Source organism: Pseudoalteromonas sp. APC 3358, from assembly GCF_030408075.1.
GTDB classification, from domain to species: Bacteria; Pseudomonadota; Gammaproteobacteria; order Enterobacterales; family Alteromonadaceae; genus Pseudoalteromonas; species Pseudoalteromonas arctica.
Genome location: NZ_JASDCE010000030.1, coordinates 1 through 5520 on the forward strand (window position 1 = coordinate 1; position 5520 = coordinate 5520).

General features: G+C 40.6%; 5 protein-coding genes and 2 pseudogenes. 4 read left to right on the forward strand and 3 right to left on the reverse strand.

The window, feature by feature from the left end:
- Positions 1-156 precede the first annotated feature (156 nt).
- Positions 157-675 (forward strand): nucleotidyltransferase family protein, encoded by a 519-nt coding sequence (locus tag QL995_RS21495; protein WP_279388993.1) that lies wholly within the window; start codon positions 157-159, stop codon positions 673-675.
- On the opposite strand, the gene QL995_RS21500 is transcribed toward QL995_RS21495, so the two are convergent.
- Complete coding sequence (locus QL995_RS21500) at positions 623-1240, reverse strand: 2Fe-2S iron-sulfur cluster-binding protein (protein ID WP_279388981.1); 618 nt, start codon at positions 1238-1240, stop codon at positions 623-625. The genes QL995_RS21495 and QL995_RS21500 overlap by 53 nt on opposite strands.
- 293 nt (positions 1241-1533) lie before the next feature.
- Between QL995_RS21500 and QL995_RS21505 the strand changes: the two genes are divergently transcribed.
- Positions 1534-2172 (forward strand): ATP-binding cassette domain-containing protein, encoded by a 639-nt coding sequence (locus QL995_RS21505; protein WP_243530456.1) that lies wholly within the window; start codon positions 1534-1536, stop codon positions 2170-2172.
- Positions 2173-2288: 116 nt separating this feature from the next.
- A pseudogene (locus QL995_RS21510) lies at positions 2289-2606 on the forward strand (signal recognition particle protein); the annotation flags it as partial.
- Positions 2607-2949: 343 nt separating this feature from the next.
- On the opposite strand, the gene QL995_RS21515 reads toward QL995_RS21510, so the two are convergent.
- Positions 2950-3546 carry a cytochrome P460 family protein gene (locus QL995_RS21515; RefSeq protein WP_290295068.1) on the reverse strand — a complete coding sequence of 199 codons (597 nt, stop codon included), beginning with the start codon at positions 3544-3546 and terminating at the stop codon, positions 2950-2952.
- A gap of 114 nt (positions 3547-3660) precedes the next feature.
- Between QL995_RS21515 and QL995_RS21520 the strand changes: the two genes are divergently transcribed.
- Positions 3661-4236, forward strand: a complete 576-nt coding sequence (locus QL995_RS21520; RefSeq protein ID WP_243530453.1) for a TetR/AcrR family transcriptional regulator — start codon at positions 3661-3663, stop codon at positions 4234-4236.
- Positions 4237-4376: 140 nt separating this feature from the next.
- Here QL995_RS21520 and QL995_RS21525 read toward each other — a convergent pair.
- A pseudogene (locus QL995_RS21525) lies at positions 4377-5393 on the reverse strand (ammonium transporter); the annotation flags it as partial.
- Positions 5394-5520 lie beyond the last annotated feature (127 nt).

Sequence of the window (5520 nt, forward strand, 5' to 3'; positions counted from 1 at the left end):
CAGGAAATAACTAGGCCTATTGTTCAAAATGAAGTCTAAAATGAAAGGTAACCCAGCTCCACAAGCCACTAACTGCTTGGGTTATGGCGATTTATGTTACTTTAGAGGGGAAAATCCCTAGAACCCCGTATTCGGGCAGGTTTTTTTAGTTTGCAGTTGCGGCGTGAGTTTTCGGCTTTATCGATGGCTTTTGCCGATAGTGGCTATCCTTTAGTGCTATTGAAGGGGGCCGCTTATTTAGCCTTGCACTTACCGCATGCCAAGGGGCGGCGAGTGTCTGATTTGGATTTATTAGTCCCAAAGGCCTATTTAGAGGATGCGGAGCAACGCTTATCTACCTTGGGCTGGCATCAAGATTCGGCATTAACGGCTTATGATGATCATTATTATCGCTACTGGATGCATGAGGTGCCGCCGTTGACGCATGCGGCTCGCCATATAGAACTCGACTTACACCATACGTTAGTGCCGCCAACCAGCCGGATTCGTTTGAATGATGAGGCGTTGTTTTCAGCTGTCGAGGCGGTTGAGGGTTATAGTTTTTCTGTTTTAAGCGCGCAAGATCGCTATTTACATAGCGCGGTGCATTTGCTATTGGCAATCGCCAAAAGTATAAGTAGGATTAATGCCCTCTCATCTTGCCAAGGATTAATGCCCTCTCATCTTGCCAGCTAACGCCTGCATTGGGATCAAACTCTACAACAGCGGCTGCTTGTACCTGCTCAGCACAATCCCTCTTGGGATAATCACCCATATGACGAGCCGCAGAGACGATAGGCTGATAACCGGTGCACCGACATAAATTACCCGATAACGCGGCATGAATATCGTGATCACTAGGCACAATATTTAAATCAATACCCTGTTGCAGTCGCTGCTGATACAGAGTCGCTAGCGACATCACAATACCAGGGGTACAAAATCCACATTGCGATCCATGGAAATCAATCATGGCTTGTTGCGCTGGGTGTAACGACTGTTGAGCAATACCCTGCGCAGTAAAAATATAGCGATTGTGCAGGTGCGCCATTAAGGCAATGCAGGCATTGACCGTATAGAAAGAAAGTTGACCGTTATCGAGGCTGGCAAGCATAACAGTGCATGCGCCACAGTCACCGGCTGCGCAACCTTCCTTGACGTCTGTCTGCGCCATTTGAGTGCGCAAATAATTGAGAATGGTGCACATGGGGTCAATATTCCCATCTTCGATCCATTCACCATTTAAATTAAAACGTATCACTGTCTATCCTACACTCTTGTTAAAAATACCAAGAAACTCGGGCTTAAAGCGCGCATAGCGTGATCGTTAAACGTGCGATATCACCTATAGCGACTGGGCTGATTGAAGTTTCCCGAGTAGCCGTCTTGTTTACCTTATTTTCCAGCCTGCAATTTCCTGACCAACTGGTCAAGCTTATATTTTGAAACCTCTTTCTATTCAAGAATAGATACTGGCAAGTTAATTGCTAACATCTTGTCCATCTAGTCAGCTTTTTAAAAGCTGTTGTTCTTGCACCATCAGGTTTAGCTAACGTGACATCAAGACTCGAACTGCGGGGCATCCGCAAACAATATCCCGGCTGCATTGCCAATGATGATATTCACCTTGCCGTAGCGGCGGGCGAATGCCATGCCCTGCTCGGTGAAAACGGGGCCGGTAAAAGTACCCTAATGAAAATCATCTACGGCATCGTAGCGGCCGACGCCGGTACTCTGCTGTGGGAAGGTACGCCAACTCAGATACGCAGCCCTGCACATGCCCGCGAATTGGGCATAGGCATGGTGTTTCAGCACTTTTCTTTATTCGAAACCTTAACGGTGGCAGAAAATATCGCTCTCAGCCTCCCGAAAGACCAAACCCGTAATCGCCGCGCACTCAGTGATCGTATTCGCCAAGTATCGGAACACTACGGCATGGCACTTGATCCTGATCGTTACGTGCATTCGCTATCAGTAGGAGCACGTCAACGTGTCGAAATCGTACGGTGCTTACTACAAGACATTCGCTTATTAATTTTAGACGAGCCGACATCCGTCCTTACGCCGCAAGAGGTGGAACAGCTATTCATCACCCTCAATCGCCTAAAAGCAGAAGGCTGCGCCATTTTGTTCATCTCACACAAGTTAGATGAAGTGCGTGCGTTATGTGACCAAGCGACAAAGTATAAGTAGGATTAATGCCCTCTCATCTTGAAGTATAAGTAGGATTAATGCCCTCTCATCTTGCCAATCTACAATAAAAAGCAGGCTATTGGCAATCGCCAAGTTAATATCAATCCACTAACTGAATGGGTAATATGTCTGAGCAAGTAAAAGGTCAAATGGATGACAAAATCACTATTCGTATGGAAGCTATGATTAATTCAATGACACCAGGTGAACGCCAACGTCCAGAAATTATTAAAGGCTCTCGTAAGCGTCGTATTGCGTTAGGTTCTGGTACACAGATACAAGATGTGAATAAATTACTTAAACAATTCACTCAAATGCAAAAAATGATGAAAAAAATGTCAGGCAAAGGTGGTATGCAAAAAATGATGCGTAGCATGAAAGGTATGATGCCTCCTGGCGGTGGCGGTATGGGTGGAATGTTCGGCGGTAGATAATTGCAGCTCTGAACTCATATAAAAAAGGTAGCGAAAGCTACCTTTTTGCTTTCTAAATATTCAATATAGTTAACCTCAACTCGGATTGATGGATTGAATAACTCATTGATTTATTAACATATTATGTATCTTTGTCTGGATTAAAAAAATAAAAAGTCTTAATTCTCCAGTGATTAAATTTATGTGATTATCAAGGCATTTCTATAAAACAATAGATGGTTATTGGGCGTGAAAATACAGTTTTTTTATTCCCGATAAAAACTAAGTACCTGCATCCATGCAGGCAACGACGTTAGACGGTTAAATAACAATATTAGGTATAATTGCTTATTCTGAATTCAGGTTATTTAGCTTTTTCTTTTTCAGACACATTTTTATCATGTGCGTTAAGCACTGCTTGAAGCGTTGGATAGCCTCGGATATACGAATAATCAGTGTCTTTTGCTGGTATATGACAACCTAAACAATCATTTTTATAATCTGTTGTTTGTAGCACGGGTTTATCACCAGCAGCATAAAATGCCCAGCCCCAGCCATCACCCCATAACTTACTTTCAGGAAATCTGTTCTTTTTATCTTTAATCCAAACAAACCAACCTTTAGTTTTGGTTGCATAAGAAATACGTCCAGTTGTTAAATTTTCAGTATTTGTTTCTAAAACTTCTTTTACTAATACGGCTCCATCTGGATAGCTCGCGTTTTCTTGATAATACTCTACTGTACCTGGGCTAGCATAAACGCTATGCATTTCATGTGAGCCATTTTTATCAGGAGCTAAACCTGTAAAACTGCCTAAAAACTCCCAGCTTCTAAAGTTGTCTGGTAATAGTGGTGTTCCATCAGAGGCAACAAAGTTATTTAGTGTATCAGCTGTAGATACTGTACTTGTGAATACAAGCACTACTCCTAATAAGGCAGTGCGTGAAAAAGAGCTAATCATAATGTGGTCCTTTATTTGTTTTTGAATTACCGTACCAATATAAACCTTTTTCTCTACTTTATAAAGTTATTTTGGTATATTCATATAAAAACTAATTATGAACAGGAATTTTAGATGGCAAGACCTAGAAAGTTTGATGAAGAAACCGTACTAAATAATGCTATGTCGATTTTTTGGCAGAAAGGTTACAACGCTACATCGACTGAAGATCTTGAAAATGCGACGAAAATTCGTAGAGGTAGTTTGTATAATGCATATACAGATAAACGAACATTGTTTTTTAAAGTACTTGAATACTACGGTAAGAAAGAAATAAGTGCGGTTGTTAGTATGATGATTGATTCTAAAGTAATTACTACAGGCTACAAAAATATTTTAGAAAAAGCTATAGAACAAGGTAGTGAAAATACAATTTCTAGAGGATGCCTCTTATGTGATACAGCTAGTGAGCTTGGAGGAAAAGATAAGTCTGTTGCTGAAAAAGTTAGCGAATTATTTGCACCTATGGCTCAAGTTTTTTTTGAGCATTTCTTAACTAGCGATTTAAATAAAAATGATGAAGAAATTCTATCAAAAGTTGATGCCGTTATGTCTGGTTATATGGGCTTTAGATTAATGTGTAAATTAGGGTATACAAAGAACAGATTGAAGGCATTGGCCAAGCAACAGGTGAAGTTATTGGGTATATAGGGCAGTGAATACTACCGTTTTTGTCTTTTAATTGAGTACCCTCTATTTAGGCTAATAAATGTCATAACATTCAATAAAAAGAAAAAGGCATAACGGTTAACGCTATGCCTTTTGGGTAATAATATTAATGTTTGTGAGAGTTAAAGGTTATAACCAGACTCGTCATGATCAACTAAGTCTAACCCGTTCTCTTCACCTTCCTCATCAACACGTAAACCGTTAGTCATCAAACCAACTAATTTAAGTAATACATAAGTGACTACGGCTGTGTAAATAAGTGTTGAAACGATACCAACAGTTTGAACATAAACTTGTTCGCCCATTGTGTTAATACCATCGGCAAAACCAAAACCACTGAATACACCTAAACTTGTTGCTGACAAAATACCCGCTAAAAATGTACCTAAAATACCACCGACACCATGCACAGGGAAAACATCTAAAGAGTCATCTATACGAAGCTTTTGTTTGATAAATACTGTTGAATAATAACAAACAATACCTGCTGAAATACCTATAATTAATGCACCACCTGGTCCAACAAAGCCTGATGCTGGCGTAATAGTACCTAAACCCGCTACCATACCTGTAACAGCACCAATAACACTCGCTTTACCGAATTTTCTCCATTCAATAAAAGCCCAAGTTAATGTACCTGCAGCGGCAGAGATATGAGTTACTAACATCGCCATTGAAGCATCACCGTTAGCTGCTAGTGCACTACCACCGTTAAAACCAAACCAGCCTACCCATAACATACCAGCACCTGTTACTGTCATGGTTAAGTTATGTGGTAATAATGGGGCTGTACCAAAACCTCTACGTGGACCTAAAACCATAGCAGCAACTAAGGCAGCTGTACCTGCTGTAATATGTACAACAATACCACCTGCAAAATCATATACGCCCATTTCACTTAGCCAGCCACCGCCCCATACCCAATGAGTAACAGGTGTGTAAACAGCTAATAGCCATAAACCACTAAAAATAAGTACTGCGGAAAATTTCATGCGTTCAGCGAACCCACCTATAATTAGCGCTGGAGTTATTACTGCAAAAGTCATTTGAAATAACATAAATAAACTTTCAGGAATATCACCAGAGAGAGTTTCTTTCGTTATGCCTACCATGAATACTTTACTGAAATCACCAATAAAGGGGTTCTAGGGATTTTCCCCTCTAAAGTAACATAAATCGCCATACTCACGATATCTAAAGGCATACAAAGGTGGGTTACTTCTCCAAAGTATGGCAAATTATGAGGTTAACTACCCCTTAAACTTA